This is a genomic window from Phytopseudomonas seleniipraecipitans, assembly GCF_900102335.1.
Lineage (GTDB): Bacteria > Pseudomonadota > Gammaproteobacteria > Pseudomonadales > Pseudomonadaceae > Aquipseudomonas > Aquipseudomonas seleniipraecipitans.
In genome coordinates this window covers 1-25,190 of record NZ_FNBM01000008.1, presented here as the reverse complement: position 1 = coordinate 25,190, position 25,190 = coordinate 1, and the positions used below count along the sequence as shown (strand labels likewise).

The 25,190-nt window shown below is 61.6% G+C and carries 23 protein-coding genes and 3 tRNA genes; 10 read left to right on the top strand and 16 right to left on the bottom strand.

Annotated elements, in window-relative coordinates; genetic code table 11:
• Positions 1-35 precede the first annotated feature (35 nt).
• Positions 36-1,025 (bottom strand): outer membrane protein assembly factor BamD, encoded by a 990-nt coding sequence (locus BLS60_RS16185; protein WP_092370050.1) that lies wholly within the window; start codon positions 1,023-1,025, stop codon positions 36-38.
• Between the two features lie 147 nt (positions 1,026-1,172).
• Here BLS60_RS16185 and rluD point away from each other — a divergent pair, with 147 nt between their 5' ends.
• From rluD to clpB, 3 genes are all read left to right on the top strand, one after another.
• The gene (gene rluD, locus BLS60_RS16180) at positions 1,173-2,147 is read left to right on the top strand and encodes a 23S rRNA pseudouridine(1911/1915/1917) synthase RluD (RefSeq protein ID WP_070880797.1); all 975 of its coding nucleotides are present in this window, start codon (positions 1,173-1,175) and stop codon (positions 2,145-2,147) included.
• The gene (pgeF, locus tag BLS60_RS16175) at positions 2,144-2,884 is read left to right on the top strand and encodes a peptidoglycan editing factor PgeF (RefSeq protein ID WP_092370047.1); all 741 of its coding nucleotides are present in this window, start codon (positions 2,144-2,146) and stop codon (positions 2,882-2,884) included. Before rluD ends, pgeF begins: the two co-directional genes overlap by 4 nt.
• A 313-nt stretch (positions 2,885-3,197) precedes the next feature.
• Positions 3,198-5,762 (top strand): ATP-dependent chaperone ClpB, encoded by a 2,565-nt coding sequence (gene clpB, locus BLS60_RS16170; protein WP_070880620.1) that lies wholly within the window; start codon positions 3,198-3,200, stop codon positions 5,760-5,762.
• 202 nt (positions 5,763-5,964) lie between these two features.
• Here clpB and BLS60_RS16165 read toward each other — a convergent pair whose 3' ends face one another.
• The 4 genes from BLS60_RS16165 to BLS60_RS16150 are packed head-to-tail and all read right to left on the bottom strand — an operon-like array spanning position 5,965 to position 9,415.
• The gene (locus BLS60_RS16165) at positions 5,965-6,594 is read right to left on the bottom strand and encodes an ABC-type transport auxiliary lipoprotein family protein (protein ID WP_092370044.1); all 630 of its coding nucleotides are present in this window, start codon (positions 6,592-6,594) and stop codon (positions 5,965-5,967) included.
• Positions 6,591-7,508 (bottom strand): MlaD family protein, encoded by a 918-nt coding sequence (locus BLS60_RS16160; RefSeq protein WP_092370041.1) that lies wholly within the window; start codon positions 7,506-7,508, stop codon positions 6,591-6,593. Before BLS60_RS16160 ends, BLS60_RS16165 begins: the two co-directional genes overlap by 4 nt.
• Positions 7,509-8,288 (bottom strand): ABC transporter ATP-binding protein, encoded by a 780-nt coding sequence (locus BLS60_RS16155; RefSeq protein WP_092370038.1) that lies wholly within the window; start codon positions 8,286-8,288, stop codon positions 7,509-7,511.
• On the bottom strand, positions 8,285-9,415 hold the full coding sequence (locus tag BLS60_RS16150) for an MlaE family ABC transporter permease (protein WP_092370035.1): 1,131 nt from the start codon (positions 9,413-9,415) through the stop codon (positions 8,285-8,287). The genes BLS60_RS16155 and BLS60_RS16150 overlap by 4 nt, the downstream gene beginning before the upstream one ends.
• A gap of 270 nt (positions 9,416-9,685) precedes the next feature.
• Here BLS60_RS16150 and BLS60_RS16145 point away from each other — a divergent pair, with 270 nt between their 5' ends.
• The gene (locus tag BLS60_RS16145; RefSeq protein ID WP_070880625.1) at positions 9,686-10,288 is read left to right on the top strand and encodes a nitroreductase family protein; all 603 of its coding nucleotides are present in this window, start codon (positions 9,686-9,688) and stop codon (positions 10,286-10,288) included.
• A 114-nt stretch (positions 10,289-10,402) separates the two neighbouring features.
• Complete coding sequence (locus tag BLS60_RS16140; RefSeq protein ID WP_092370032.1) at positions 10,403-10,825, top strand: HPF/RaiA family ribosome-associated protein; 423 nt, start codon at positions 10,403-10,405, stop codon at positions 10,823-10,825.
• A gap of 110 nt (positions 10,826-10,935) precedes the next feature.
• On the opposite strand, the gene BLS60_RS16135 is transcribed toward BLS60_RS16140, so the two are convergent.
• Positions 10,936-11,439 (bottom strand): hypothetical protein, encoded by a 504-nt coding sequence (locus tag BLS60_RS16135; protein ID WP_092370029.1) that lies wholly within the window; start codon positions 11,437-11,439, stop codon positions 10,936-10,938.
• A 407-nt stretch (positions 11,440-11,846) separates the two neighbouring features.
• On the opposite strand from BLS60_RS16135, the gene BLS60_RS16130 reads away from it, so the two are divergent.
• Both BLS60_RS16130 and BLS60_RS16125 read left to right on the top strand, forming a co-directional pair.
• The gene (locus BLS60_RS16130; protein WP_092370026.1) at positions 11,847-13,010 is read left to right on the top strand and encodes an iron-containing alcohol dehydrogenase; all 1,164 of its coding nucleotides are present in this window, start codon (positions 11,847-11,849) and stop codon (positions 13,008-13,010) included.
• Between the two features lie 89 nt (positions 13,011-13,099).
• The gene (locus tag BLS60_RS16125; RefSeq protein ID WP_092370023.1) at positions 13,100-13,534 is read left to right on the top strand and encodes an acyl-CoA thioesterase; all 435 of its coding nucleotides are present in this window, start codon (positions 13,100-13,102) and stop codon (positions 13,532-13,534) included.
• 40 nt (positions 13,535-13,574) lie between these two features.
• On the opposite strand, the gene BLS60_RS16120 is transcribed toward BLS60_RS16125, so the two are convergent.
• The 6 genes from BLS60_RS16120 to BLS60_RS16095 form a co-directional block, all read right to left on the bottom strand.
• Positions 13,575-14,009: a glycine zipper domain-containing protein gene (locus tag BLS60_RS16120; RefSeq protein WP_092370020.1), complete on the bottom strand. Its 435-nt coding sequence runs from the start codon at positions 14,007-14,009 to the stop codon at positions 13,575-13,577.
• Positions 14,010-14,209: 200 nt separating this feature from the next.
• A complete protein-coding gene (locus BLS60_RS16115) occupies positions 14,210-14,926 on the bottom strand; it encodes a TorF family putative porin (RefSeq protein ID WP_092370017.1) in 717 nt (238 codons plus the stop codon).
• A gap of 355 nt (positions 14,927-15,281) precedes the next feature.
• Positions 15,282-17,603: an FdhF/YdeP family oxidoreductase gene (locus BLS60_RS16110; RefSeq protein ID WP_070880632.1), complete on the bottom strand. Its 2,322-nt coding sequence runs from the start codon at positions 17,601-17,603 to the stop codon at positions 15,282-15,284.
• Between the two features lie 2 nt (positions 17,604-17,605).
• Positions 17,606-18,451: a formate dehydrogenase accessory sulfurtransferase FdhD gene (gene fdhD / locus BLS60_RS16105; RefSeq protein WP_092370014.1), complete on the bottom strand. Its 846-nt coding sequence runs from the start codon at positions 18,449-18,451 to the stop codon at positions 17,606-17,608.
• 150 nt (positions 18,452-18,601) lie between these two features.
• A complete protein-coding gene (locus tag BLS60_RS16100) occupies positions 18,602-18,946 on the bottom strand; it encodes a PilZ domain-containing protein (RefSeq protein WP_092370011.1) in 345 nt (114 codons plus the stop codon).
• Between the two features lie 9 nt (positions 18,947-18,955).
• Positions 18,956-21,256 carry a DUF1631 domain-containing protein gene (locus BLS60_RS16095; protein ID WP_092370008.1) on the bottom strand — a complete coding sequence of 767 codons (2,301 nt, stop codon included), beginning with the start codon at positions 21,254-21,256 and terminating at the stop codon, positions 18,956-18,958.
• Positions 21,257-21,465: 209 nt separating this feature from the next.
• Here BLS60_RS16095 and BLS60_RS16090 point away from each other — a divergent pair.
• From BLS60_RS16090 to BLS60_RS16080, 3 genes are all read left to right on the top strand, one after another.
• Positions 21,466-21,541 (top strand) — tRNA-Asn (locus BLS60_RS16090).
• A 9-nt stretch (positions 21,542-21,550) separates the two neighbouring features.
• Positions 21,551-21,627: transfer RNA gene (locus BLS60_RS16085), tRNA-Pro, on the top strand.
• A gap of 5 nt (positions 21,628-21,632) precedes the next feature.
• Positions 21,633-21,708, top strand: a tRNA-Lys gene (locus tag BLS60_RS16080).
• 166 nt (positions 21,709-21,874) lie between these two features.
• On the opposite strand, the gene BLS60_RS16075 is transcribed toward BLS60_RS16080, so the two are convergent.
• From BLS60_RS16075 to coaE, 4 genes are all read right to left on the bottom strand, one after another.
• Entirely contained in the window at positions 21,875-23,173 is a 1,299-nt protein-coding gene (locus tag BLS60_RS16075) for an NAD(P)/FAD-dependent oxidoreductase (protein WP_092370004.1), read from the bottom strand.
• Between the two features lie 265 nt (positions 23,174-23,438).
• Entirely contained in the window at positions 23,439-23,945 is a 507-nt protein-coding gene (locus tag BLS60_RS16070; protein ID WP_070880636.1) for an MOSC domain-containing protein, read from the bottom strand.
• A 69-nt stretch (positions 23,946-24,014) separates the two neighbouring features.
• Entirely contained in the window at positions 24,015-24,215 is a 201-nt protein-coding gene (yacG, locus tag BLS60_RS16065; protein WP_070880637.1) for a DNA gyrase inhibitor YacG, read from the bottom strand.
• Positions 24,212-24,820 carry a dephospho-CoA kinase gene (gene coaE / locus BLS60_RS16060; protein WP_092370001.1) on the bottom strand — a complete coding sequence of 203 codons (609 nt, stop codon included), beginning with the start codon at positions 24,818-24,820 and terminating at the stop codon, positions 24,212-24,214. The genes yacG and coaE overlap by 4 nt, the downstream gene beginning before the upstream one ends.
• Between the last annotated feature and the right edge of the window lie 370 nt (positions 24,821-25,190).

Genomic DNA, 25,190 nt, shown 5'->3' with positions numbered 1-25,190 from the left:
GGTACGGTCTGACTGAAGTGGGAGTTGTTCCCGAATCAGTCGAACAGGCCGAACGTCATGTAGCTGAACCAGGAGCGCTTGCTGCCTTGCGGCTCTTCGCTTGGCTCGGTCTTCAGTTCTCGGGGCAGCTGGTCAGCGGCTTCTTCGTACTGGCGAATCACGTCCTGGCTTGCCTGGGTCTGGCTCGGCGGTGGCGGTACATCGCTTTCGATCAGGCCCAGGGTGGCTTTGGCCAGCCACGAACGGTTGTCGGCAGCTTCTTCGCGGGGCTCGAACTCACCGTTGGCGAGGCTCGGGTGATCCGGGTAGTTGAGCTTCAGGGTTTCCAGGCTAGTAGCTGCCAGGTCGTCCAGGGTCAGACGCTGGTAGGCCTCGACCATCACAGCCAGGCCATCACCGACAGACGGCGTTTCCTGGAAGTTTTCTACCACGTAGCGACCGCGGTTGGCCGCAGCCACGTAAGCATCACGGCTCAGGTAATAGTGGGCGACGTGAATCTCGTAGGCGGCCAGCAGGTTGCGCAGGTAGATCATGCGCTGCTTGGCATCCGGAGCGTAGCGGCTGTTCGGGTAGCGGCTGGTGAGCTGAGCGAACTCGTTGTAAGAGTCGCGTGCGGCGCCCGGGTCACGCTTGGTCATATCCAGCGGCAGGAAGCGCGCGACGATACCGCGATCTTGATCGAACGACGCCAGACCCTTCAGGTAGTAGGCGTAATCGACGTTCGGGTGCTGCGGGTGCAGGCGGATGAAACGCTCGGCGGCGGCGCGTGCAGCTTCCGGCTCGGCGTTCTTGTAGTTGGCGTAGATCAGCTCGAGCTGCGATTGCTCGGCATAGCGACCGAACGGGTAGCGGGACTCCAGGGCCTTGAGCTTGGTCACGGCGCTGGTGTAGCTGCCGTTGTCCAGATCTTCCTGAGCCTGCTGATAGAGTTCCGTCTCGCTGAGATTCTCATCCAGGACTTCCTTGGATGAGCAGGCGGCGGTAAGTACGAGGATGGCGATCAGCAGCAGGTGTTTCACTTGCATGGCGGCTTGCGTCCCTGGGACGGCGGCTGTCTTGGGCAGGGCCGTCCTGTTATGATGAGCGCCCCCGGTACCCCTGGGGCAAAGACGCCGTATTTAACCACAAGCGTGTAGCTGAAACCAAAGGCTATGCCCCCGCCGTTGCAGAGCATGTCATCTATTAATAAGCAGGCCATTCAGTTAACCGCCGAGGTGCCCTACGATTTGGGCGGTCAACGCCTCGATCAAGTCGCCGCCCAGCTGTTCGGCGAGCACTCGCGTTCGCGCCTATCCGGCTGGATCAAAGAGGGCAATCTGACCGTCGATGGTCAGGTGCTGCGCCCCCGTGACATCGTTCACGGCGGTGCGGTGCTGGCCCTCTCCGCCGAGCAGGAAGCCCAGGGCGAATGGATCGCCCAGGATATCGAGCTCAATATCGTCTACGAGGACGAGCAGATTCTGGTGATCGACAAACCAGCCGGTCTGGTCGTTCATCCGGCTGCCGGGCACGCTGACGGCACCCTGCTCAATGCATTGCTGCATCACGTGCCGGACATCATCAATGTGCCGCGCGCCGGCATCGTGCATCGCCTGGACAAGGACACTACCGGTTTGATGGTGGTGGCCAAGACCATCGAAGCGCAGACCCGCCTGGTCGATCAACTGCAGAAGCGCACGGTCAGCCGTATCTACGAATGCATCGTGATCGGGGTGATTACCTCCGGTGGCAAGATCAGCGCGCCTATCGGCCGCAGTTCCTCGCAGCGCCAGCGCATGGCGGTGACCGATGGCGGCAAGCCCGCGGTCAGCCATTACCGCGTGCTCGAGCGCTTCCGCTCGCACACCCATTCGCGGGTCAAGTTGGAAACCGGGCGCACCCACCAGATCCGCGTGCACATGAGCCACATCGGCTATCCGCTGGTCGGTGATCCGGTGTACGCCGGGCGCTTCCGCATTCCGCCGGCTGCCAGCCAGACCATGGTGCAAAGCCTCAAGGAGTTTCCGCGCCAGGCGCTGCACGCGCGGTTCCTCGAGCTGGACCACCCGATTACCGGTGAGCGGATGAAGTGGCAGTCGCCGTTGCCTGACGATTTCGTCTGGCTGCTGACATTGCTGCGTCAGGACCGCGAGGCGTTTATCGGATGAGTGGCCAGGCCCATGACTGGTTGACGCCCCACTGGCCGGCACCCGCCTGGGTGCGTGCCTGCGTGACCACGCGTGCCGGTGGCGTGAGCTCGGCGCCGTACGACAGCTTCAACCTCGCTGCGCATGTCGAGGACGACCCGGTTGCCGTCGCCAAGAATCGTCAACGGCTGCTGAGCCAACTCGGTTGCCGCCCTGCCTGGTTGCAGCAAGTGCATGGCATTGACGTGGCGCAGGCTGACCCGGAAGGGGTCGAACAGGCTGACGCCAGCTGGACGGCGACACCCGGTGTTGCCTGTGCGGTGATGACTGCCGATTGCCTGCCTGTACTGTTCTGCGACAGTGCCGGCACCCGGGTTGCGGCGGCGCACGCCGGCTGGCGTGGCTTGGCAGGCGGCGTGCTGGAGGCCACCCTGGATGCACTGGCCATCGAGCCTGAAGACACTCTGGTCTGGCTCGGCCCGGCTATCGGCCCGCAGGCCTTCGAAGTCGGTCCCGAAGTACGTGAGGCATTCGTCAGTCTGCACGCGCAGGCGGCAGGCGCCTTTATGCCGAGCCAGAATGCCGGACGATTCATGGCCGACATCTATCAGCTGGCGCGCATCAGGCTGGCAGCCCGCGGTGTCAACGCCGTGTATGGCGGTGGCTTCTGCACCGTCAACGACGAGCGTTTCTACTCCTACCGCCGCGCCGCCCAGACCGGCCGTTTCGCCTCGCTGATCTGGCTGGCGGACCGCTGACCGAACTCCCCGCTTGGCCGCTGCTCCGCAGCGAATAGCGTGAGCGACGCTCAATCAGCGAAAAGGCCTCAATCGCTTCGCGCCGAGGGCGACGCTCCTGCGAAGGGTCGTTCTGGCGGCTTGTCTCGTAGCCTGGCGTTGAGCGCAGCGATACCCAGGACATTCTGCTCGACCAATCGGCTCTCCACTGACGCCTATCAAGTCTCCCTCGCTTGAAACCGACACAATCGGCCTCATCTATGCTTCATCTCGGCAGGTTTTAAGTTAGGCGCATGCACCGCGCCGGCCTGCCCTATAGAGGAAGGATGACGCCATGCGAATCGACCGTTTAACCAGCAAGTTGCAACTTGCCCTTTCCGACGCCCAGTCTCTGGCCGTTGGCCACGACCATTCCGCCATCGAGCCGCTGCACCTGATGCAGGCGCTGCTCGACCAGCAGGGCGGCTCCATTCGTCCGCTGCTGATGCAGGTCGGCTTCGATGTGAACAGCCTGCGTCAGGAGTTGAGCAAAGAGCTCGACCACCTGGCCAAGATCCAGAACCCCACCGGCGATGTGAGCCTGTCTCAGGACCTGGCACGCCTGCTCAACCAGGCCGATCGCTTGTCCCAGCAGAAGGGTGATCAGTTCATCTCCAGTGAGTTGGTGCTGCTCGCCGCTATGGACGAGAACACCAAGCTCGGCAAGCTGCTGCTCGGCCAGGGCGTCAGTCGCAAGGCGCTGGAAAACGCAGTGAACAACCTACGTGGCGGCGACGCGGTGAATGACCCGAATATCGAAGAATCGCGCCAGGCGCTGGATAAATATACCGTCGACCTGACCAAGCGCGCCGAAGAGGGCAAGCTCGATCCGGTGATCGGTCGTGACGATGAAATCCGCCGCACCATCCAGGTACTGCAGCGCCGCACCAAGAACAATCCGGTATTGATCGGTGAACCCGGTGTGGGCAAGACCGCTATCGCCGAGGGCCTGGCCCAGCGCATCGTCAACGGCGAAGTGCCCGACGGCCTCAAGGACAAGCGCTTGCTGTCCCTCGACATGGGCTCGCTGATTGCAGGTGCCAAGTTCCGCGGCGAGTTCGAAGAGCGGCTCAAGGCCGTGCTCAACGAACTGTCCAAGCAGGAAGGCCGCGTCATTCTGTTCATCGACGAGCTGCACACTATGGTCGGCGCAGGCAAGGCCGAGGGCGCGATGGACGCCGGCAACATGCTCAAGCCGTCACTAGCACGTGGCGAGCTGCACTGCGTGGGCGCGACCACCCTGAACGAATACCGCCAGTACATCGAGAAGGATGCGGCGTTGGAACGTCGCTTCCAGAAAGTCCTGGTCGACGAGCCGAGCGAAGAAGACACCATCGCCATCCTGCGCGGCCTCAAGGAACGCTACGAGGTACACCACAAGGTGGCGATCACCGACGGCGCGATCATCGCCGCGGCCAAGCTAAGCCACCGCTACATCACCGACCGCCAGCTGCCGGACAAGGCCATTGATCTGATCGACGAAGCGGCCAGTCGCATCCGCATGGAAATCGACTCCAAGCCGGAGGTGCTCGACCGGCTGGACCGCCGCCTGATCCAGCTCAAGGTGGAAGCCCAGGCCCTTAAGAAGGAGGAGGACGAGGCGGCCAAGAAACGCTTTGCCAAACTGCAGGACGACATCGCCAAACTGGAGAAGGAATATTCCGACCTCGATGAAATCTGGAAGTCGGAAAAAGCCGAGGTGCAGGGTTCGGCGCAGATCCAGCAGAAGATCGAACAGTCGCGCACCGAGCTGGAAGCCGCACGCCGCAAGGGCGACCTGAATCGCATGGCCGAGCTGCAGTACGGGATCATTCCGGACCTGGAACGCAGCCTGCAGATGGTCGACCAGCACGGCAAGACCGAAAACCAGTTGCTGCGCAGCAAGGTGACCGAGGAAGAAATTGCCGAAGTCGTGTCCAAGTGGACCGGTATCCCGGTGTCGAAGATGCTCGAGGGCGAGCGCGACAAATTGCTGAAAATGGAAGGGTTGCTGCACCAGCGCGTGATTGGCCAGGACGAGGCGGTGGTCGCCGTGTCCAACGCCGTGCGCCGCTCGCGTGCCGGCCTTGCCGACCCGAACCGGCCGAGTGGCTCGTTCCTGTTCCTCGGCCCGACCGGTGTCGGCAAGACCGAGTTGTGCAAGGCGCTGGCCGAGTTCCTGTTCGATACCGAGGATGCGCTGGTGCGCATCGATATGTCCGAGTTCATGGAGAAACACTCCGTGGCGCGTCTGATCGGCGCGCCGCCGGGCTATGTCGGCTACGAGGAGGGCGGTTACCTGACTGAGGCAGTGCGCCGTAAGCCGTATTCGGTGGTGCTGATGGACGAGGTCGAGAAGGCTCACCCGGACGTCTTCAACGTGCTGTTGCAGGTGCTCGAAGACGGTCGCCTGACCGATAGCCATGGTCGCACCGTGGATTTCAAGAACACCGTGATCGTGATGACCTCGAACCTCGGGTCGGCGCAGATCCAGGAGTTGGTGGGCGACCGTGAAGCCCAGCGCGCGGCGGTGATGGACGCGGTGGGCAACCACTTCCGTCCGGAATTCGTCAACCGTATCGACGAGGTGGTGGTGTTCGAGCCGCTGGCCCGTGAGCAGATCGCCGGCATTGCCCGCATTCAGCTGTCACGTCTGCTGCAGCGCTTGGCCGAACGCGAGCTGAGCCTGGAACTGTCCGACGAGGCGATGGACAAGCTGATCGCCGTAGGCTACGACCCGGTATACGGTGCGCGGCCATTGAAACGGGCGATCCAGCGCTGGATCGAGAACCCGCTGGCGCAGATGATTCTGGCCGGCAAGTTCAATCCAGGTAGCACCGTGGTGGGCAAGGTCGAAGGCGAGGAAATCGTCTTCAGCTGATGCCTGGCGGGCAACAAAACAAACGGCCGGTGTGAGCGATCACACCGGCCGTTTGTTTATTACGATCCGTAGCCCGTGGTTAAGCGAAGCGATACCCGGGAACATCTTTGCCGGCCAAACGGTAAGCGCTGCTGCCGTCGATCCCTGGGTATCGCTGCGCTCAACGCCAGGCTACCGGATGTTTTGCTGGCATCGCCTGCGCTCAGGGTTTGTCGGTATCCGGCGCGTTGCGCTGGCCCTCGTCGACCACCCAATCCATCAATTGCCGCGATAGCTGATCATTGGCCTCGCCGAAGGCTTTCACCACGGACTCCACGGCGGGATCACCGGCGATCTGGCGAACCTCGAAGCGGCGGCTGGCCAGAATGCGCTGGTTGCCAGCCTGCACCAGGCGGGCATCGAGGAGGATATGCACTTCCGGCCGGCCGTTGCGGTATTCGCTCTGGAAGGCGCGCAGGTCACTGCTTAGTTCCAGATCGGCCTGCAAGCGGCTGTCGTCACTACTCACCGCGCTGATACGGCGGTCATCGAGAAGCGCGCCGATCAACCGATCACGTACCAGCGCCGGGGCTCGATCACTCCAGCGCGCGCCCTGATAGGCGCTGATCAGGTCGCCTTCGGGCAGTACAGCAATTCGCGGGCTGTCCAGCAGCTGGCTGCTTTGCGGGCGGTTGACCCGCAGCGACCAGTCCACAGATTGCACATCGGCTGCACGTACGGGCAAGTTGCTCGGCAACAGGTACACGTTCAGCGCCTCTCCGGCGGGCAGTATCGAGCAGGCGCTGAGCAGCCCGGTCAGTAGCAGAGCGCCTGCGGCGGCGAGTGCTTTCATGGTTGGAACTCCTTGATGCTGTCACTGCGCAGCAGGTAGCCGGCAGGGTCTTCTTCCAGGCGCCGCGAGAACGAGCGTAGCGAGCCGAGGGTGTCACGCAACTCATTGATTGTCGGGCCCAGCTCGCCAATGCCCTGCATGCCGCCATCGAGCGCGGCGCGGTTGTCTTGCAGCAGTTGCTCGATATTGCCGCTGGTGCGTTCCAGGGAGGTCATCAGCCGCTCGGCACTATCCAGCGTGTTGTGGGCGGGGCCGGTGAACAGCTCGTTGGCGTTGTTCATCAGCGCCGTCGCCTCGCGCCCGGCAGCGCTCATTTGCGCCAGGGCTTCGCGTAATTCGTCGCGTTGCTCGGACACGCTGGCGGTGATCTGTTCCAGGTTGCGCAGGGTCTTGGCGATGTTCTGCGTGTTCTCTCGGGAGAACATGGCATTGGCGCGATCGAGCAGCCGGGTAACGCTGACCAGCAGGTCTTCGCCGTTGGCCATCAGCCGCGACAAAGGCGAGCGGTCGGCGATGATCACCGGTATGCCGCCGTTGCTGGCCGTCAGCGGCGCGCTTTCCGGCGAGCCACCGTGCAGCTGGATCACCGCGCCGCCGGTGATGTTGGTGATGGTCAGGCGCGCGCGGGTATCCTGCTTGATCGGTGTGCTGCTGGTGATGCGGATGTTCGCGTGTACCTTGCGTGGGTCCTGCGGGTCGAGGGTCAGGCTGGTGACATCACCGACCCGGATACCGCTGTACTGCACCGCGCTGCCTTGGGACAGGCCGTTGACCGCCTCAGTGAAGATCACCTCGTAGTAATTGAACTGCTTGTCCGCGCTGGATTTGCCCAGCCACAGGGCGAATATCAAAATGGCGCTGACGATCGCCACCGTGAACACGCCGATCAATACGTGATGAGCACGTGGTTCCATTCAACTAATCCTCGCTGAAGCCTGTTCGGCCGCGCGGCCACGCGGTCCATGAAAATAATCGCGAATCCACGCATCGTCGGTCGCCGCGACAACCTCGAGGCGGTCGGCCACCAGTACGCGCTTCTGCGACAGCACCGCGACGCGGTCACATAATGTGTAAAGCGTGTCCAGGTCATGGGTGACCAGAAATACGCTAAGGCCCAGGGCGTCGCGCAGGGTGCGAATCAACTGATCGAAAGCCGCCGCGCCAATCGGGTCGAGACCGGCGGTGGGCTCATCGAGAAACAGGATGTCTGGCTCCAAGGCCAGAGCCCGGGCCAGGGCGGCACGCTTGACCATGCCGCCAGACAGCTCGGTCGGGTATTTGTCGCCAGCAAGGCTGGGCAGACCGACCAGGGCCACTTTGGACTTGGCCAGGCGCTCGGCGCTGGCGCGGTTAAGCCCGGCGTGTTCGATCAGCGGCAGGGCGATGTTCTCCGCCACGGTGAGCGACGAGAACAGCGCACCGCGCTGATAGAGCACGCCGAAGCGCCGCTCCAGCTCGGAGCGCCGCTGCGTCGACAGCGTCAGCAGATCCTCGCCGAACACCCGTACCGTACCGGCGTTGGGTTCGCGCAGGCCGACGATGGTACGCAACAGCACGGACTTGCCCGTGCCCGAGCCGCCGACCACGCCCAGCACCTCGCCGCGGTACAGGTCCAGATCGAGGTGCTGATGCACCACCTGCGGGCCGAACTGGTTGGTCAGGTCGCGTACCTGGATGATCACTTCGTCGTTCACCAGCCCATCTCCATCAGGAACAGCGCAGCCAGTGCGTCGACCACGATCACCACGAAGATCGACTGCACCACGCTGGACGTGGTGCGCTCCCCAACCGACTGTGCGCTGCCGGTAACCTTGAAGCCTTCCAGGCAGCCGATCACCGCGATCAGGAAGGCGAAGATGGGTGCCTTGAGCATGCCGACCAGAAAATGGTTGAGCGGGATGTTCTCCTGCAGCAGGTAGAGGAACATGGCGGGCGAGATATCCAGTGTGAGCATGCACACCACGGCGCCACCGACCATGCCGCAGACCATGGCGACGAACGTCAGCAGGGGCAGGGCGATGAGCATGGCGAACACCCGCGGCAGCACCAGCAGCTCCATCGGATTGAGGCCAAGTGTGCGGATCGCGTCGATTTCCTCGTTGGCTTTCATCGAGCCAATCTGTGCGGTGAAGGCACTGGCAGTGCGGCCGGCCATGAGAATGGCGGTCAGCAGCACACCGAACTCGCGCAGGAACGAGAACGCCACCAGATCGACTGTGTAAATGGTCGCGCCGAAATCAGTCAGGATCGTTGCGCCAAGGAACGCCACCACGGCGCCAACCAGAAAGGTCAGCAGGGCGACGATGGGCACGGCATTCAGGCCGATTTGTTCCAGGTGCGAGGCAAGCGATGTCAGCCGCCAGCGGCGCGGGCTGAGCAGGATCAGCAGCATCGCGCTTAGCGTCATGCCAACGAAGCCCAGCAGCCCCACGGCCTTGTGCCACACGCCCTCGACCACTTCACCGATATGCCCGAAGAACTCGCGGTAGGTCGAGCGAGTGGGTTGCTCCGGTGCTTGCTGGGTTTGCTGCATGGCGCTGGCGACGGTCTGCAGCAGCGCACGACGCTCCTCGCTGAGGGCAGCATCAGGCAGCAAGCGGTTCAGGCGATCCGCACCGAGCAGCTCGACCAGCAGGCTGGCGCCGGCGGTATCCAGGTTGCCGAGTTCACTGATGTCGGCGGCCAGGCTATCCGCCAGGCTGCGTCTGGTGGCGTCGACCTGGCCGAGCAATGCGCCGTAGTGGGCGAGCGTCCAGTCTCCACCCACCTTGAGCGCGGCTGTGTCGGCAGTGGGCAGGGTAATGTAGGGCGGATTGGTCATGGTCGACAGCTTAACGCTCGAACGATCGTGTGGAATAGCCGTAATAGAGCCGCAGGGATTATCTGGCATCTGCGCGGCATCGCTCTTTGGAGCGCAGCGTCTTTGAAAGGGCGCTGCCGCCAGTTATGCGGTAATCGACTGGCTAAGCTGAGCGTGGTTCGAATAAATCGTTGCAGGCGATGAATCGCATCGCAAAAGCCAGGTGGTTTTACCTGAGTTGCTTGCCTAGGATTGCAGAAATCTCTCTGCCACCGTTTCCGGAGTTACCTCATGCATATCGACGAAGCCATCCGCAGTCGCCGCGCCATTAAAGTCTACGACGCCGGGTTCACGCTTAGCCGCGAAGAGAAGGACGAGCTGTTGCAGTTGGCCTTGCTCGCGCCATCGGCCTTCAACCTGCAGCATGTCCGCTTGGTCGAAGTCAGCGACCCCGCGTTGCGCCAGCAGATCCGTGAGGCGGGCTGGGGCCAGGCGCAGATGACCGATGCTTCAATGCTGGTGGTGGTCTGCGCGCAGATCGATAGCTGGGAAAAGAATGTCGCTCGCGTGTGGGAAGGTGCGCCGGTGGAAGTGCAGCAGTACATGGCCGGTGCGATCGACACCTACTACCGTGACAAACCCCAGGTACAGCGTGACGAAACCATGCGCAGTTGTGGCCTGATGGCGCAGACCCTGATGTTGGCCGCGCGCGGCAAGGGCCTGGACTCGTGCCCCATGGATGGGTTCGACTTCGACGCTGTGGGCAAGCTGATCAATCTGCCGGACAACCACCTGATCGGTTTGATGGTTGCGGTCGGCAGGAAAGCCGTCGACGCCAAACCGCGCATTGGCAAGCTGCCGTTCGATGAGGTAGTGATCCGCGACCGTTTCTAAGCGGGGCCAGCAATGTTTGGCCACGCTATTTGTTGCCTGGCGAGGGCAAACAGCAGGAACCTAGTACCGCTTCGCTGCCTCCTATGAACAGACCCGTCAAAAGCGAGGAACACCATGCAAGTTCAAGTGAACAGCAACCATATCGAAGGCAGTGCGCGTCTCCAGGAATGGGTCAGCGCATCGGTGGCGGATCGTCTGGAGCGTTACGATGAATTTCTGTCGCGGGTAGAAGTACATATCAGCGATGAAAACGGTAGCAAGAGTGGGGCGGATGACAAGCGCTGCCAGATCGAAGCGCGTCCTAAAGGGCATCAGCCGCTGTCGGTAACCCACAAGGCGGAGTCGCTGGACCTGGCGGTTGAAGGCGCGGCAGAGAAGATGCGCCACGCTCTGGAGCATCTGGTCGGCAAGCTGGAAAGCAAAGCCGTCGGCACAGGCCATCTAGAGCAGGAACTCGACACCAGCGAGCCGGAGAACCCCGACGCGTTGTTGCAAGAGGAATTCCTCGAGCGTCAGGAAGCTCTGGAAAAGGAATGATCGAATAACGCCTGCCTCTGGGCAGGCACTTGATCAAGGTAAACCGCTGAGCCCTGTATGAGGTGAGTATCTTTTTGATAGTCACCTCATGCAGGGCTCAATGCGTTCTATCAGGCAACCAGGCTGCGGCTGATAAAGTCCGGCGACTCGGTCTGGCGATAGGTGGCGATAGCCTGCGCTGCTAATCGGGGACTTATCGGGGCACTGTTGGTCGCTGCCGAATTGCCGACCTCCAATTGGGTGCGCTGGCGCGCCATGTTCTCTGTCGACAGCGGGTTGAAGTACGCGTCGCGTTGCTCCTGCAGCGTTTCCAGGCGCTGTTCGCGTAGCTGTTCATCACGCGCCTGGGCAGCTTCTTCGCGCTCCAAGCGCGTTTGTAGCGCCTGTTCTTCGCGTAGCTCCTGCTGCTCGATCCGTTCTTCGCGTGCCTCGCGCAGTCGTTCTTGGCGCCCCTGCTCCAGTCGCTGGCGCTCTTGCAGGCGTTCCTGTGCCTCATTGAGGCGCTGGGCGACCGGCGTCGTCCGTTGCAGTTGGCTGGTCTGATAGCCGCTGCCGAAGTTAACCGGGCGGTTGCTATACGTGCCGATATTCATGCCGTCGATGGAAAGGGGCATGAGTCACCTCATTGCTCGCTTCGATATCTTCATTTTATTGCGGTTGGCATCAGAGCCTTAGGCGGATGTGTCATAACGGCAAGAACTGGATGGACTAGCACTTTTCCAGCCGACAAATGTCGAGCGGCAGCTTGGCTAGCGGCCTGAAACCGTGAAAGCCGCATGGGTACTGGGCCTATCGAATTAACGCCTGCCGCTGTTGCGAAGCGCCTGGCTGTTCAGGCAATTCGCCGAATGATTCTGCACGGGAGTTCGAGCCGACGAGCGGGCGCTGATTGAGGCGGTTTTGCGGCAGATAACAGTTCCCGTCCTACTATGAATAAAAGGGGAGCTGGAAGCGGCGCGATGACGCTTGCTACATATCTCACGCGCCGGACTGCGCTCCATCACGACAAGAGGAAAGCGTCATGCAGCCATTCAGTTTCGCTACAGCCGCCCATCTCATCTGCGAACCAGGCGCCGTTCAGCGGCTGGTGCCGCTGTGCAAGGCCTGGAACGCACGGTCCGTTGTACTGATTACCGACGCCGGTGTTGCCCGGCTCGATTTCTTCGAGGAGGTGCGTGCTGCCTTCGCCGAAAGCGACGTGAAGTTGCACGTATTCGCTGACGTAACCGCGGGAGCGCCGGAGAGCGTGATCACCCGCGCTGCGCAGTTCGCCAGTAATGTACAGGCAAACCTCATCATCGGCTTCGGTGGCGGCAGTTCGCTGGACGTGGCCAAGCTGGTCGCGCTGCTGGCACACCCTGACTGCAAGCAGTCGCTCGGGGACGTGTATGGGGTCGACAAGGCGGCGGGGCAGCGCCTACCGCTGATACAAGTGCCGACCACTGCCGGCAGCGGCTCGGAGGTCACACCCATTGCGGTAATCACTACCGAGCATGCGACGCGTGTCGCCGTCCTATCGGCTCGTCTGCTGCCCGATCTGGCATTGCTCGACGTTGAGCTAACGCTGCATTTGCCTGCGCCCATCACCGCTGCCTGCGGCATCCTCGCCATGGGGCACGCGGTAGAGGCGTACACCGGCGCGCGACGCAAGAATCCGCTCTCCGACATGCTCGCTCGTGAAGCGCTGCGCTTGCTCGGGGCCAATCTCGACGAGGCGGTGCACAACGGCGGTAATCGCGAAGCGCGCCAGGCCGTGCTGCTGGGCGCTTGCCTGGCCGGTCAGGCGTATGCCAACGCGCCGTTGGCCGCTGTGCATGCGCTGGCTTATCCCCTCGGCGGGCATTTTCAGGTGCCCCACGGAGTCAGTACTGCGGTGCTGTTACCGCACGTGCTGGGTTTCAATGCCTCGATAGCCGCGCCGCTCTATCAGGAGCTGGCACCGCTGCTGCTCGGCGAACGCCTGCGCGGCGGTGATGCGACGGATCACACCGAACAGTTCATCATCGAATTGGCCGACCTCAGTGAGCGCAGCGGCCTGCCGACGCGACTGCGCGATGTTGGCGTAGACGAGGCATTTTTGCCGCGCCTGGCCAGCGACGCGATGCTGCACGAACGCCTGCTTGCCAATAACCCGAGGGAGATGACGCAAGCCCACGCGCTGGCTATCTACCAGGTGGCCTACTGATCGACCGATATCAGGATAAGTGGTGGTAGGTTGTCAGCGTCGAGGGAGGTCGGCACCATGCCGGCTTTCCCCTTGCAAGGCTTTGTCCCATGCAACAGCCACAGCACCTGCGCGAGCACTATCGTCACTTTCAATCGATTACCACGCGCTGGCATGACAACGACCTGTATGGCCACGTCAATAACGTCACCTATTACAGCTATTTCGACACAGCCGTGAACAGCTACCTGATCGAAACGGGTGGCCTGAATATCCATCACGGCGAGATCGTTGGCTTCGTGGTGAGTTCGAGCTGTGACTATTTCGCGTCGATTGCCTTCCCCGAGCGCATCGAGGTTGGCCTGCGTGTTGGCAACCTGGGAAACAGTTCGGTGCAGTACGAGCTTGCAGTGTTCAAGGAAGGTGAGGGGCAGGCCTGCGCAGCCGGGCGCTTCGTGCATGTGTTTGTCGACAGGGCCAGCAACCGACCGACTGCGATTCCGCAGGCGCTACGTGCGGCATTGCAGACGTTGCAATTACCTTGAAAAAACAGGGGCGCTTAAAGCGCCCCTGTTTGCTGATCAATCAGCGATTGCGATGCTTTTTATGGCGCTTGTGGTGTTTCTTGCCATGACGATGACCACTATCGCGATAGCGGGAGTCATTGCGATTACTGTCGGCCATTTCGTTGGCCAATGCACCACCGGCGGCGCCGCCCAGGCCCGCGCCGATGGTCGATGCCGTACCGCCGCCGAACTGGTTACCCAGAACCGAGCCAGCAGAGGCGCCCAAGCCACCGCCCAGCGCAGCTTCGGTCTTGTTGCGAGAACTGATGGCACCGCCCGCCGCACCACCCAGGCCAGCGCCAATTGCCGCGCCGGTGCTGCCGCCCAGGTGCTGACCGACGACATTGCCCAGGGCACCACCGACACCGCTGCCGATGGCGGATTTGGTCGTGTCGGCGTAGGCCAGGGGAGAAACCAGTGCACTGAAAGCCAATGCGGTAAGGAATGTACGCATTGTGCAACCCTCGAAAAATTACCCTTGCGGGCCAAGCCATGGCGTTGCCACGGGTTTATGCGGTCGCCGTGCAGCTGACGACACAAGCTTAGAGCCTGATCTGCAAGGAAATTCCCGAACGGGTGATTAAAGATACATCGTTGTATGTATCTGAATGTGTGCGAGATATGCGCGTGTAGTCGGTGAGCCGAGTGGCTGGCTTAGAACAGCGAGCGGGACGCTTTGATAGAGAACCAGCCTTCGCATTCGGTGTTGTGCCCCGAATAAGCCGAGCACGAATCGCCGCTGAGGCTGGAGTCCGAGTAGGAAAAATCGAAGTCGATGCCTTTCCACGGGCGCGACAGGCTCAGCGACCAGTCATTGAACGAGCTGATCTGCCGGCCGCCTGCCATCGTTGGAGTGTCGAGCAGGTGGTTGCCATAACGTACGCTGACCGCCATACCCAGGGTGTCGATCCGCCCGAAGTCGGCTAGCAGTGTGCTGTTGATACGGCTCGGGTCATTGCTGAGGGAAAGGCCGAAGCGGCGCGCGTCATAGGTCAGCCCCGCATACACGTCCTGGCTGTCGAGGTGGGTGAAGCCCGGGTGGCTATAACGAATGGTGCCCAGCTCATAGCCCAAGGTGTCTGCGAAATGCTGGCGGAAGCCGACGTAGCTGTTCAGCTCCATGTTGCTGCCTGGGGTAATGCCTAGGCTCGGCGACCATTGGCCAATGTACCAGCCGCTCGGGTGGCTCAGATCCAGCCCACCGTGAAACGCGCCACCACTCTGTGGCTTGACCAGCCCTTGCGCCATGCTGCGAGTAGGTGTGGTGCCGAGGTTAAGGGCGTAGTCGCCCAATTCCCGCTCCAGGATAGCCGCCTGGGCGTGGATACTCAGCAGAGCCACCCCTAGAAGGGCAGCAGATGGGAAACGCATGGCATTCCTCCCGATACAGGCGAATGACCGCAGTGCAGAGTCGCGCTCAAGGCGCAGCTCGACAGATCATCCTTACGGTGTCGCTCGTCTGGCAGAAGCCCGAAGGGCCACATCATGGCTTGGGCAAGAAACGCAGCGCGCTTCAGGTGAGCGCTTAGCGGGGCACGTTAACGGACGTGCATGACGGCAAAGGGACATCAGACAGCGAATTAGCAGATATACGCGGCAGATTCCGACGAACTGCAACATGGTCGCGCAGTGCTGACGGTTATCTCGCGAAGCGGGGCAGGTTAGCGTCACTCCACTCTCTAGACCCGGGCAAAGGTGCCTGGGTCTAGCAGGGAAGCGCTATCGATTACAGGATGCGAGCGGTTTGCCCGGCAGCGTGCAGGCGAATGGCGACGAACTTCGAGGTCGGTGTATGGCTGCCCAGGCCAACGCTTTCCAGCGGCACCAGCGGGTTGGCTTCGGGGTAATAGGCCGCTGCCTGGCCGGCAGGAATGTCGAAGGCCAGCAGTGTGAAACCAACGACCTTGCGCTCGATACCGTCGTCCCACAGCGAGGTGATGTCGACCTTCTGGCCATGCTTGTAGCCCAGGCGGGTCAGGTCGGCTTCGTTGACGAACAGTACGTCACGCTGACCGCGAACGCCGCGGTAGCGGTCATCCAGGCCGTAAATCGTGGTGTTGTACTGGTCATGCGAACGCATGGTCTGCAGGATCAGATCGGGCTTCTGGCCGCTGTTGCGCACCTGCGGTGGCAGCAGGTCGGCGAGCAGCGCGTTGGCCTTGAAGTTGGCCTTGTTGGTGGTGGTTTTCCACTGGCGGGCGCCCGCTGAGTTGCCCAGGTAGAAACCACCTGGATGCTGCACGCGCTGGTTGAAGTCCTGGAAGCCAGGAATGGTGTCGGCGATCAGATCACGGATACGGCTGTAGTCGGCGATCATTGCATCCCAGTCAACAGGGTGATTGCCCAAGGTCGCCTTGGCGATACCCGCAACGATTGCGGGCTCGGAGCGCATTTCCTTGGAAAGCGGCTCCAGCTGGCCGTTGGAGGCGTGGATCATGCTGAACGAGTCTTCCACGGTGATCGCCTGCGGGCCGTTGGCCTGACGATCAATGTCGGTACGGCCCAGGCACGGCAGGATCAATGCATCGGTGCCGGTGGTCAGGTGACTGCGGTTGAGCTTGGTACTGATCTGCACGGTCAGGTCGCAGTTCTGCAGCGCCTGGTGGGTGCGCGGACTATCCGGCGTGGCCTGGGCGAAGTTGCCACCGAGGGCGATGAATACCTTTGCCTGGCCGTCGACCATGGCGTTGATCGCTTCCACCGTGTTGTGGCCGTTGTCACGCGGCACCTGGAACTGGAAGCGCTTCTCGAGGTTGTCGAGCAGTAAGACCGGCGGGCGATCATTGATGCCCATGGTGCGGTCGCCCTGCACGTTGCTGTGGCCGCGTACCGGGCACAGGCCGGCGCCTGGGCGACCGAGGTTGCCGCGCAGCAGTTGCAGGTTGACGATTTCCTGAATGGTTGCCACGGAGTGCAGATGCTGGGTGATACCCATTGCCCAGCACATGATCACCTTCTCGGCGCGGCGGTACATCAGTGCCGACTGTTCGATCTCTTCCAGTGTCAGGCCGGATTGCTCGACCAGCGATTCCCACGAGGTGGCATCGAGCACGGCCAGGTAGGCGTCGACGCCATCGGTGTGTTCGGCGATGAACGCGTGATCGAATACCGGCTTGTCACCTTTGGCGACTGCCTCGCGTTCCCATTGCAGCAGGAACTTGGCGATACCGCGCAGGGCTGCCATGTCGCCGCCCAATGCCGGGCGGAAGAAAGCGGTGTTCAGCGGTTCGGAACCGTTGGTGAGCATTTCCAGCGCATGTTGCGGATGCTGGAAGCGCTCCAGGCCACGTTCTTTCAGCGGGTTGAACGCGACCACCTGGGCACCACGCTTCACCGCCTCGCGCAGCGGCTCGAGCATGCGCGGGTGGTTGGTGCCGGGGTTCTGACCCAGCACGAAAATGGCATCGGCGTGCTCGAAGTCATCGAACGTCACGCTGCCCTTACCGATCCCCACGCTCTGGGTCAGCGCAACACCGCTGGCCTCGTGGCACATGTTCGAGCAGTCAGGGAAATTGTTGGTGCCGAACGCGCGCACGAACAGCTGATACAGATACGCGGCTTCGTTGCTGGCCCGGCCCGAGGTGTAGAACTCGGCCTGGTTGGGGCTTTCGAGATTTCGCAGGTGCTTGGCGATCAGGCTGAAGGCGTCGTCCCAGGAGGTCGGTACGTAGCGGTCAGTGGCGGCGTCGTAACGCATCGGCTCGGTCAGACGGCCTTGGTACTCGAGCCAGTAGTCGCTTTGCTCGCGCAGCTGACTGACGGTGTACTTGGCGAAGAACTTGGCGTCGACCCGGCGCTTGGTGGCTTCCCAGTTGACTGCTTTGGCGCCGTTCTCGCAGAACTTGATGCGACCATCTTCCGGGGAGTCGCCCCAGGCGCAGCCGGGGCAGTCGAAGCCGCCGTTCTGGTTGGTCTTGAGCAATGCGCGCAGATTCTTGAACGGCTGTTTGCTGTCCAGCCAGAACTGCGTAACGCTGATCAGCGCGCCCCAACCGGCGGCAGCGCCTTTGTAGGGTTTGTAACGCGGGTTAACGGGTTGCAGGCTCATGGTTATTCTTCTCTGGCAGACGGCGCGGGGCTGTAGACCCGGGGCGCGCTGTGGTGGGGCAAATGAATCAGGTTGAGGTTGTGCCGGCGCGCCCATTGCACGGTCAGGGCGGTCGGGGCCGACAGACTGACCAGATTGCCGATACCGGCTCTGACCGCCTTGTGAATCAGTTCCAGGCTGCAGCGGCTGGTGACCACCGCAAAGCCCTGGCGAACATCGTGACTCTCGCGGACCAGGGCGCCGATCAGCTTGTCTAGCGCGTTGTGCCGGCCAATGTCTTCACGGCAGGTGCGTATCTCGCCGCTGCCATCGACATATAAAGCGGCATGAAGGGCACCACTACGGCGGGCCAGATCCTGCACGGCGTTGATCCGCTCACGCAGACCGTCCAAGTGCGCGGCTGCAGGCAGCTCGGCCTTGGCCAGGACGTTCAGCTGCGGCAACGCCTGTTCCAGCGCTTCCACGCCACATAGCCCGCAGCCGCTGGTGCCAGCCAATTGGCGGCGCTGCTGCTTCATGGCCCAAAAGGCACGGCTGCTGATCTCAACGTCGGCATTGATCGCAGCACCGACATGGCGCAAGCGGATGTCGTAGATATCGTCGATGGAGTCGACTACCGCGCTGGTAAGGCTGAAGCCGGTAATAAAGTCCTCGACGGCGCTTGGCGACACCATCATCACTGCGTGGCTGATGCCGTTGTAGCTGATGGCCAGCGCGCTCTCCTGAGCCAGGATGGCGCTGTCGGTGACGTCTGGGTTACCGAGCTGCGCATAGGCGTAGCCTTCCGGCTGCGTGGCAGCAGGCTCGCTGGTTTCGGGACTGGTGACTATTTCGGCTGACCGGGGCACGGCAAGCTCCCCTGCGGCGGATTGACACAGAGAAGCCTAGGCGCTTGGCCTTGTGGCGTCTAATCGCTGTTGCTGATGCCTTGATCGAGGGCGTCTATCGGTTGGGCTGTTCCGGCTCTGCAATGAGGGTTTGCAGGCTATCGAAGTAGGTCAGCTAGAAGCCTGAAAGTGCCGCAGGAGTGCGCTTAGCGCTTCTGTGTTGCGCTGATCGATATCAATGATGTGGTAGCCCGACCAGCACTGCTGCCCCTGTTCACCCCCGCGGCTCCACAGGCAGTCGCTGATAAAGTGCAGCTCGCTCACCCCATCGAGTGGCGTGGAGCACACCAGCCGACACTCCACCAAGGTATCGGCAGGCTGGGGCACTGGGCCGCACAGCATGAGCCCATCGCTGGAAATGTCAGCCACACGACCGAGGTAACGACCGCTGTGCTGCTCGAATACTTCAAGTAGCGACGTTGCCTGATAGCGGCTGTGCTGGCGACGGTCATTCATGCGTGAACCTCAGTGGGTGCGGCCGGTGAGCTGTTGCAGAACACGATAAACCGCAGTCAGTGCGCGATCGACTACTGGCGCGGCGCGATCCGGCTTGCTCAGCCGAGCGATACCTTGCTCCATCTCCTCGGCCAGCTGACTGACTGATTTGACCGCCGCTCGCTGGCCGTTCGGATCCACGAACATGTAGTTATGAGTTGTTGGGCTGTACCACGACAGCTTAAGGGTCTGGCGTTTGTCGCCGTTGATGAATTCAAACCAGGTGCCGAACTCGATCTTCTCTAACTCGCTCACCAGACGCTGGCCTTTTTGCGAAAGTGTCGTGCTGGCCTTTACAACATTGAGCAGCGCCGCATCATCGCCAAGCATAGCGCCGAGCTGGCTTGGATTCGGTGGCAGCGTCAGGCCCGAGGCAAGGCCGGGTTGCCCCGCTTGAACTGCATGCTGGCAGGCAACCAGATCCTGCAACAGGCGGCGGATATCGTCCTGGTGGTAGCCACCCAGCAGCATCAGACCTTTGCGCAGCTCTTCGAGCATCTCGATGCGCAGCTGCTGCAGGCGGTCGCGATGCGCGGCGTCGAGTTGCGTTCCGCTCCAGGCAAGCTGTTCAGCGACCTCGCTAGCGCGCTGCCATTGCTCGCTGGAAGAGCCATGGCGCAGCTGTATAAACACCAGTACGTCGATCCACGTGCGCTCAAGGAAGTGGCGAATAAGCGGCGGCGGCGATCGCTTGGCCAGGCTTTGAGCGATCACCTGCGCCGACTGATGCCGAGCAGCCAGCAGCTTGTCGCGCCCTTTGGCGGTTTCGACGGCACGCCGCTCTTGAAGATCGACCCGCTGTTTAAGTGTGCCGGTGAATTCGTTGAATTCCTTGAGCAACTCGTCAAACAGCTGCAGGTCGCCCGAGAAATGCTCGATGACTTGCTTGACGACCCAGTGCACCTTGGCGAGCAGGCCGTGTACTTCATCCTGTGCGCCATAAAGCACGCCAGCCTTGGCCATGGCATTGATCAGTTGGCGTGCAGGGTGGTGTTGTCGGGTGAACAGCGCTTTGTCCAGCAGCGCCACTTTCAGGTAGGGCGTATGCAGGTGGGATAGAGCCACTTTGTAAGGTTGCGGCAGGTTGTCGTCATCGAGAATGAAGTCGAACAGCATGCCCACCAAGTCAATGACATCGGTCTCGCGATTACCCAGGCGATGCTGCAGAGGCTCAACGCTGTGGCTGGCCAGTTGGCGCTGCAGATCGGCTTTGAGCCCGGCAACCTGCTGCGGCCGCTCCAGGCGCTGGGCCAGCTCTTCGGCAGAGGCTTGCTGCATGCGGTCCAAGGCCGCCAGCAGGTCGGCAGCATCATAACTACGCCTGGCGTTTTCCGGTGCGAAACTGGCCATGCTCGGTGTCCCCCCGGGCATACCAATTGCCGATTGGTGCTTGCGGTACTCGGCGAGCAGGGTGCTGAGGCCGTCGACCAGTTGGTTGAGATCCGAGGGCGGCGCGGCATCCAGATCGAGCAGCGGGCGCTCGTCGCGGGTATCCCGTGGCGCAGTGCGCGCCGGCTGGGCGGTTATCTCGATAGAAGAGGGCGACTGCACTGCTGCAGGAGTACGTGTTGCGGTGTATTTGAGGTTGGGCAGCACGCCGGCATCGACCAGGCGCTGGTTGAGTGAGTCATAGAGCTTGTCCAACTCGTGCATGAGGTGTTTGTCGAAGAGGCTATAAAGCACCAGCTTTATACGTAGCGGCAGCCCGCAGGGGGCGAGTGCAGCCAGGAATGCCTGGGCGATAGTCTTCGGCGCAACCGGGTTGCTGCCTTCCGGCAGCGGCTGCCCATTATTGAGCAGGGCGAGGCGCTGCTCCAGCGCGAACAGTGCCTGTGCGCAGCGCGCCTGAACGCGGCTGGCCATGTTGGTGATCTGCAGGCTCTCTTCGTAGTCGTCGTTTTGCACCAGAGCCAGTTCATCGGCATCCACCGCTCTTGGCGACGCGGGCGCAGTGAGTTTGCCGTCGAGGAAATTGCCGATGCTCTGGGAAATGCTCAGGTGGTAATGACGTTCGATCTGCGGGCGCATCTTGCGGATGCTGCGCATGTTGTCGAAGAACAGCGCCTGCACTTGATTGTTCTCGGCATTCTCCGCGCACTGGAACAGCGTGTCGTCCACCTGCGCGAAGGTGCGCTGCAGGTTATCAGCCAGATGATTGAGCACCAGTTTGCGGCAGCTCTGCCCCAGCTCACTGAAGCGCGGCTGGATACCTCGGCTAGCCAAGTTTCGCGAACCGTTAGCGGGAGTCGGTGGCGTGCCCTGAGTGGTCATCGGCGATCCTGAGTAAAGCCTCGCTGCGTTACTACAAACAGTGCAGGCATGCAGCGAAGGTATAGCAATTAGCCATTCTTTCGCAAAGCATTGTCATAAAAGCAATTTAGGGGGTTGACAGCTGCTCGCGGAACCGTAAAATGGCGCGCCTCAGCTACGGCGACTGGCGAAAGCCAAACGCTAATAGCAGAGACTGAAAGAAGCATAGTTCCGCGATAGCTCAGTTGGTAGAGCAAATGACTGTTAATCATTGGGTCCCTGGTTCGAGTCCAGGTCGCGGAGCCAATCTTTCTTCGGGGTGTAGCGCAGTCCGGTAGCGCGCCTGCTTTGGGAGCAGGATGTCAGGAGTTCGAATCCCCTCACCCCGACCATTTTTGGGTCGTTAGCTCAGTTGGTAGAGCAGTTGGCTTTTAACCAATTGGTCGTAGGTTCGAATCCTACACGACCCACCATTTCAAGCTCTGCTTGAGTAGAAAACCCGCCTAGAGCGGGTTTTTTGCTTTCTGAAGACAGGGTGTGCTCCCGTAGGGTGGATGACGCTTTTGTCATCCACCATTGCGCTTGCAGGGCGGTGGACGGGTGAAGCGTCGTCCACCCTACGGCAGGCTGCCCATGGGATCAGTGCAGTTTCAGGCGTGGATCAGTACTGCGGCCGATGCGATCGCTGAGCATCAGCAGCAAGGTACGGAAGGCTCCGTACAGCGCCATCTGGTGCATGCGATACAGCGATACGTAGAACATCCGCGCAAGCCAACCCTCCAGCTTAACGCTGCCCATCAGGTTACCCATCAGATTGCCAACAGCGCTGAAGCTCGAGAGCGAGATCAGCGAGCCGTAATCCTTGTAGGTATAGGTCGGTAGCGGCTGGTTCTGCAGGCGCAATGTCAGCGACTTGACCAGCAGCGAGGCTTGCTGGTGAGCCGCTTGTGCGCGCGGCGGTACATTGCGCTCACTGCCATCGCCCATCGGGCAGGCGGCGCAGTCACCGAAGGCGAAGATGTTTTCATCGCGCGTCGTCTGCAGGGTTGAGGTAACGACCAGCTGATTGATGCGGTTGCTTTCCAGGCCATCCAGATCCTTCAGAAAACCCGGCGCGCGGATGCCGGCTGCCCATACCTTGAGGCTCGCCGGAATCTCCTCACCGCTGGCGGTCAGTAGGCCGTCAGCGGTGACTTCCTTGACTGCTGCGTTGGTCATCACGGTCACGCCGAGTTTCTGCAGCGTGCGATGCACGGGTGCGCTGATGCGTTCGGGCAGGGCAGGTAATACACGCGGGCCTGCTTCGATCAGCGTGATGCGCATGTTCTCGGGTCGAATGCGATCCAGCCCATAGGCCGCCAGTTCGCGAGCGGCATGGTGGAGTTCGGCCGCCAGCTCTACACCTGTAGCGCCTGCACCGACGATGGCGACGCTGATCTGGTCGTTATCGCCGTTGCCGGCGTGGGCGCGCAGGTAATGGCTGAGCATCTTGCGGTGGAAGCGTTCGGCCTGCTCGCGCGTGTCGAGAAAGATGCAATGGTTGGCTGCGCCTTCGGTGCCGAAGTCGTTGGTGGTGCTGCCCACCGCGATTACCAGGCTGTCGTAGGCGAGCTCGCGGGCTGGCACCAGCTCACGGTTGTCTTCATCGAGCGTGGCGGCCAGCTGAATGGTTTTGCGTGCCCGATCCAGACCGCTCATGCGGCCCAGCTGAAACTCGAAGTGGTTCCATTTCGCCTGGGCGACGTAATTCAGCTCGTTCTCGGTGGAGTTCAGTGAGCCGGCGGCAACTTCGTGCAGCAATGGCTTCCAGATATGCGTCAAGTTGGCATCAGCGAGCGTGATATGGGCTTTACCACGCTTGCCCAGGGTTCTGCCCAGGCGCGTGGCTAGTTCCAGGCCGCCGGCGCCACCGCCGACGATTACGATTCGATGGGTCATGGATACATCTCACAAGGCTAAAAAATCTGCATGAGTCCGGGCGAGCAAGGCTCATAGCGCCGGGCGACTCGGTGTTTCTTGGCGCGCTCAAGCTGCTGCTGGCTTACCGCGGTCGCTGGCATCGTTTTGCTGATGAGCGCACCAGGGTATTCATCGACTCGACGGGGCTCGTCAAGGTTCAATGGCTGGCTGTGCAGCCTTACAGAATGCGACTGAGTCTATCAGGCTGCCGATGGCGGAGGGATCGGGATTTGGCCGGCGCTTATCACTCAGAGTGCTCTAGAGGCTCCACCTCAAGTGAGTCGCTCAGGCGAATGATGCCCCCGTGCAGCACCCGTGCGGTAATGCCGCCATGCCCACGCACCGCCTGAAAGGTTCCTGCGCCGAGACGGTCCTCGAGGCGTGCGCACGGTTGGCACCAGCCGGTGGTTTCGAGAATGGCCTTGCCGATCCGAAAGCGCCGGCCTTTGAGGCTGAACAGGTTGATGCCACTGATGGCGATGTTGCGCCTGAGGTCTTCGGGCTGGATGGCTCGCTCGGCATCCCTGCCCAGCAGGGCGCTGATCACCGCCAGGTGTTCCCATTGAATCAGCGTGACCTGCCGGGCGTTGCGTGGCCCGGGTCGGGCGTGATCCCCGGTCAACCCGGCTTCGCGACGTGCCTCGACCGCATCGAGTGCAAGCATCTCGCCGCGCGATTGTGGGCGTACGCCGATCCAGCGTACCTGGCCGCGCTGCGGCACCGCGGCAATAAGGGCTTGCAAAGGGCTCATGGTGGTTCCGTCAGGGTTGCCGTTGCAGTGGATGGAATAGCCCATCGCTCATCAACGGCTGCGATCCAATCAATGCTGCCGTGGCGGCATGTCTTCGGAGAACAGATCGTCTTCAAGCTCATTGCCTGGGATGGCGTGCTCCTCCGAGGCCCAGGCACCGAGATCGATGAGCTTGCAGCGCTCGGAGCAGAACGGGCGACTCGGGCTTTGCGGGCCCCACTCCACGGGTGCGGCGCAGGTCGGGCAGGCGACGAGGGTAGGGGTGCTCATGGTTGGCCTCCATTCAAGGTCAGGTAAAAGGCGTGCAGGCGCTCGACTTCGTTTTTCATCCAGGTCAGGTCACGGTCGTTGGTCAGTACGTCATCGGCATGCCGCAAGCGCTCCTCGCGCGTCGCCTGAGCGGCCAGAATCGCTTGCACCTGTTCAGCTGACAATTGATCGCGACGCATGGTGCGCTCGATCTGCACGTGCTCCGGCACGTCGATCACCAGCACGCGTTGCGCCAGTTTGTACTGACCGGATTCGATCAGCAGGGGCGAAACCATGATGGCGTAGGGCGATTTGGCGTTGGCTAGAAACTGCGCGACCTCTGCAGCAATCAGCGGATGCAGCAGGTTTTCCAGCCAGCGCCGCTCGGCAGGGTTGGTAAAAATCTGCTCGCGCAGGGCGCTGCGGTTTAAGTGGCCGTCGGGGTTTAACACCTGCTCGCCAAAGTGCTGGGCGATGGCCGCAAGAGCAGGGCGACCAGGCTCCACGACCCAGCGCGCGGCCTGGTCAGAATCGACCAGGTCCACGCCCAGCGAGACGAACTGCTCGGCAACCGCACTCTTGCCACTGCCAATACCGCCGGTCAGGCCAAGCGTCCAGGGTTTCATCGGCGCGTATGCCCCTTAGGAAAAATCAGGGGCGGATTGTAAAGGAGGACCCGGCATGTGGCGAATCAGGTCTGCGTGCGGCAGCCCGATAGGCAGGAGATGAGAGTTAACTTGTAGGAGCGTCGCCCCCGGCGCGAAGCGATAAAAGGTTCACCGCAATATTGGAGCTATTCGTTGCGCGCGAGACAACTGCAGCCCTGCCCGCCACATCGATAGTGCTCACCCCATTCGCCGCGGGGTCGCGGCTCCTACATAAACGCATCACCCCGCAGACGTGTAGGAGATTCTATGTCAACGACCCTCCTTGCCTGGGGTTGTAATCGACTTGTTTCTGCATGAGTGCAAAGGCGATGCGCGCCAGTTTACGGGC

What these genes read in the sequence shown, in the direction of transcription:
- BLS60_RS16185 (WP_092370050.1), bottom strand. Translation starts at nt 1,025, where the DNA reads ATGCAAGTGAAACACCTGCTGCTGATCGCCATCCTCGTACTTACCGCC.
- rluD (WP_070880797.1), top strand. Translation starts at nt 1,173, where the DNA reads ATGTCATCTATTAATAAGCAGGCCATTCAGTTAACCGCCGAGGTGCCC.
- pgeF (WP_092370047.1), top strand. Translation starts at nt 2,144, where the DNA reads ATGAGTGGCCAGGCCCATGACTGGTTGACGCCCCACTGGCCGGCACCC.
- clpB (WP_070880620.1), top strand. Translation starts at nt 3,198, where the DNA reads ATGCGAATCGACCGTTTAACCAGCAAGTTGCAACTTGCCCTTTCCGAC.
- BLS60_RS16165 (WP_092370044.1), bottom strand. Translation starts at nt 6,594, where the DNA reads ATGAAAGCACTCGCCGCCGCAGGCGCTCTGCTACTGACCGGGCTGCTC.
- BLS60_RS16160 (WP_092370041.1), bottom strand. Translation starts at nt 7,508, where the DNA reads ATGGAACCACGTGCTCATCACGTATTGATCGGCGTGTTCACGGTGGCG.
- BLS60_RS16150 (WP_092370035.1), bottom strand. Translation starts at nt 9,415, where the DNA reads ATGACCAATCCGCCCTACATTACCCTGCCCACTGCCGACACAGCCGCG.
- BLS60_RS16145 (WP_070880625.1), top strand. Translation starts at nt 9,686, where the DNA reads ATGCATATCGACGAAGCCATCCGCAGTCGCCGCGCCATTAAAGTCTAC.
- BLS60_RS16140 (WP_092370032.1), top strand. Translation starts at nt 10,403, where the DNA reads ATGCAAGTTCAAGTGAACAGCAACCATATCGAAGGCAGTGCGCGTCTC.
- BLS60_RS16135 (WP_092370029.1), bottom strand. Translation starts at nt 11,439, where the DNA reads ATGCCCCTTTCCATCGACGGCATGAATATCGGCACGTATAGCAACCGC.
- BLS60_RS16130 (WP_092370026.1), top strand. Translation starts at nt 11,847, where the DNA reads ATGCAGCCATTCAGTTTCGCTACAGCCGCCCATCTCATCTGCGAACCA.
- BLS60_RS16125 (WP_092370023.1), top strand. Translation starts at nt 13,100, where the DNA reads ATGCAACAGCCACAGCACCTGCGCGAGCACTATCGTCACTTTCAATCG.
- BLS60_RS16120 (WP_092370020.1), bottom strand. Translation starts at nt 14,009, where the DNA reads ATGCGTACATTCCTTACCGCATTGGCTTTCAGTGCACTGGTTTCTCCC.
- BLS60_RS16115 (WP_092370017.1), bottom strand. Translation starts at nt 14,926, where the DNA reads ATGCGTTTCCCATCTGCTGCCCTTCTAGGGGTGGCTCTGCTGAGTATC.
- BLS60_RS16110 (WP_070880632.1), bottom strand. Translation starts at nt 17,603, where the DNA reads ATGAGCCTGCAACCCGTTAACCCGCGTTACAAACCCTACAAAGGCGCT.
- BLS60_RS16100 (WP_092370011.1), bottom strand. Translation starts at nt 18,946, where the DNA reads ATGAATGACCGTCGCCAGCACAGCCGCTATCAGGCAACGTCGCTACTT.
- BLS60_RS16095 (WP_092370008.1), bottom strand. Translation starts at nt 21,256, where the DNA reads ATGACCACTCAGGGCACGCCACCGACTCCCGCTAACGGTTCGCGAAAC.
- BLS60_RS16075 (WP_092370004.1), bottom strand. Translation starts at nt 23,173, where the DNA reads ATGACCCATCGAATCGTAATCGTCGGCGGTGGCGCCGGCGGCCTGGAA.
- BLS60_RS16070 (WP_070880636.1), bottom strand. Translation starts at nt 23,945, where the DNA reads ATGAGCCCTTTGCAAGCCCTTATTGCCGCGGTGCCGCAGCGCGGCCAG.
- yacG (WP_070880637.1), bottom strand. Translation starts at nt 24,215, where the DNA reads ATGAGCACCCCTACCCTCGTCGCCTGCCCGACCTGCGCCGCACCCGTG.
- coaE (WP_092370001.1), bottom strand. Translation starts at nt 24,820, where the DNA reads ATGAAACCCTGGACGCTTGGCCTGACCGGCGGTATTGGCAGTGGCAAG.